Source organism: Kitasatospora sp. NPDC007106 (assembly GCF_040634455.1).
Lineage (GTDB): Bacteria > Actinomycetota > Actinomycetes > Streptomycetales > Streptomycetaceae > Kitasatospora > Kitasatospora arboriphila.
Window position 1 is genome coordinate 1 of record NZ_JBEYFP010000990.1, and the last position, 2,027, is coordinate 2,027.

Consider the following 2,027-nt stretch of genomic DNA (forward strand, 5'->3'; position numbering starts at 1 on the left):
CCGCGCTCACCGGCGCGGGCGCCCACCTCGACGGTCGGCCCCTGCACGTCTCCCGGACCGCGGACCTCGGCCTGGGCGTCGTGGCCACCAGCCAGGCCCGGCCCGACGAGGACGAGGACGTCGTCCGGCGCGTCGGCTCCTCGATCACCGCGATGCTCTTCGACGCACTCGTCGTCCGCGTCGCCGTGCCCGCGACCCTGCACCTGCTGAACGTGGCCGCCGGCCGGCTCGACGCCTTCTGGCAGTTCGCCGGCGCCCGCGCGGACCTGCTGCCCGGCGCGCTCCTCGTCACCGAGGCCGGCGGACGGATCTCCGACGCCGAGGGCCGCCCCTGGACCCCGCAGAGCGCAGGCTTCCTGGCCGCCGCGCCGGGCGTCCACGCCCAGGCCGTCGCCACCCTCTCACGCTGACCGAACACCACCCCACCCGCACGCACGACAAGGGAGCACACCCTCATGACCACGATCGCCGTACTCGGAAACGGCCGCGTCGGCGGCAACCTGGCCGCCGCCCTCACCCGCGCAGGCCACGAGGTGACCGTTGCGGACCGCACACCGGGCGCCGCCGTCGACGCCGCACGACGCGCCCGGATCGTCATCAACGCCACCCCGGGCGCCGGCTCCCTGGAACGGCTCGCCGCCCTGCGCGACGAACTGCGCGGCACCCTCCTCGTCGACGTCTCCAACGCCACCACCGACGGACCGGACGGCCTGCCCGCCGACCTGCTCTACCCCGGCTCGAGCCTCGCCGAGCAACTCCAGGAAGCACTCCCCGACACACACGTCGTCAAGACCCTCAACACCATGCTCTTCCCGGTGATGACCGCCCCGGCCACGCTCACCCGGACGCCCACCGCGTTCCTCTCCGGCGACGACCCCGGGGCCAAGCAGACCGTCCGCGAACTCCTCGCCGACCTCGGCTGGCACGACGAATGGATCACCGACCTCGGCGGAATCCGGACCGCCCGCGCAACGGAGGCCGCGATCCTGTTCGTGCCCCACGTGATCCGCTCCAGCGGATTCGCCCCCTTCGCGATCTCGATCACCCGCTGACCCCGGACCCGGCACACCACCCCCGGCCCCGGACCATCTGCACGGCGTGGTCGGCGGGCCGTACTCGACCGGTGAAACACGGTGGATTCCCCGAGTCGGCCCTCAAACGCGCTGTCTGGGCGGGGCCCTGCCTGCCTTCCGGCTGCTACTGGGCGGCGGTCCCGCCCACGAGCAGCTCGTACGACACCTTTGCAGGGACAACGGACCGAGCCTCGTCGACGAGGGCAGGGCTGGGTGCAGCCGGGGTACTCGGTCGTGATGAACCCTTGGCTCTCGCCCTGACGTGGCCGATCCGCAGGGGCGGTCCGCGCCCGGTCAGGTCCGCGGCCGAACGAACGGCTGGCAGCGCGCAGTTGCGTTCGCGATGACGAGACCCTGACCGCTGCCTTGCGGTCGACGTCCGAGCCGGACCTCCGGGGACAGGTACCAGCGGTACCGGTGTTCACACCCCGGCACTCCCGCGGCCGCGCTCGACCGGGATCCACAGCTGGGAGTCGGTTTCCGCGCCGATCTCCACCGGCCGCGTCCGCAGGAGCTCCGGACCTGTCCGGCTCGTGTACGGGTTCGAGGGGAACCACTGGGTGAAGACGTCTCGCCACAGCTCTTGAAGGGCGCTCGGATAGGGCCCGTGGTTGTCGAAGACGGCCCAGGTCCCGGCCGGCACGTCGAGGGAGTCGAGTTCCTCGGCGGCCGCCTCGGGACCGGCCACCACACCGATCCAGTAGTCAGCCTCGGCGCCCTCTTCGCGGCTGTCGGTCAGGTACACCGCCGCTGACAGAATCCCCTTCGGTTCCTGGCCGACCAGTTCCTTCATCCGTACGATCGCACGCTCGTCCAGGCCTTCCAGGTGCGCTGCGGCGACCGCGTTGACCCCCTCGTGGACGAGCGGGACCCGGGCCTTCCTGCCGACGACCCGAAACGACTCCTTCTCCACGATCCGGTACCGCATGCTCGCCCTGCCTTCGACGACGACCC

At 72.1% G+C, this 2,027-nt stretch carries 3 protein-coding genes; 2 read left to right on the forward strand and 1 reads right to left on the reverse strand.

Annotated features, from left to right (window positions below; all coding sequences use genetic code 11):
* Together ABZ641_RS34875 and ABZ641_RS34880 are read left to right on the forward strand one after the other, a co-directional pair.
* Window positions 1–410 (forward strand): inositol monophosphatase family protein (locus ABZ641_RS34875; RefSeq protein WP_359988387.1); only part of this gene is annotated, 410 nt, incomplete at its 5' end.
* Window positions 411–455: 45 nt separating this feature from the next.
* Window positions 456–1,052 carry an NAD(P)-binding domain-containing protein gene (locus tag ABZ641_RS34880; RefSeq protein WP_359988389.1) on the forward strand — a complete coding sequence of 199 codons (597 nt, stop codon included), beginning with the start codon at window positions 456–458 and terminating at the stop codon, window positions 1,050–1,052.
* Window positions 1,053–1,494: 442 nt separating this feature from the next.
* Here ABZ641_RS34880 and ABZ641_RS34885 read toward each other — a convergent pair.
* Window positions 1,495–2,027 (reverse strand): GyrI-like domain-containing protein (locus ABZ641_RS34885; RefSeq protein ID WP_359988391.1); only part of this gene is annotated, 533 nt, incomplete at its 5' end.

Bases quoted from the DNA above. Each gene is read 5' to 3' on its own strand.
- ABZ641_RS34880 (WP_359988389.1), top strand. From the start codon at position 456: ATGACCACGATCGCCGTACTCGGAAACGGCCGCGTCGGCGGCAACCTG.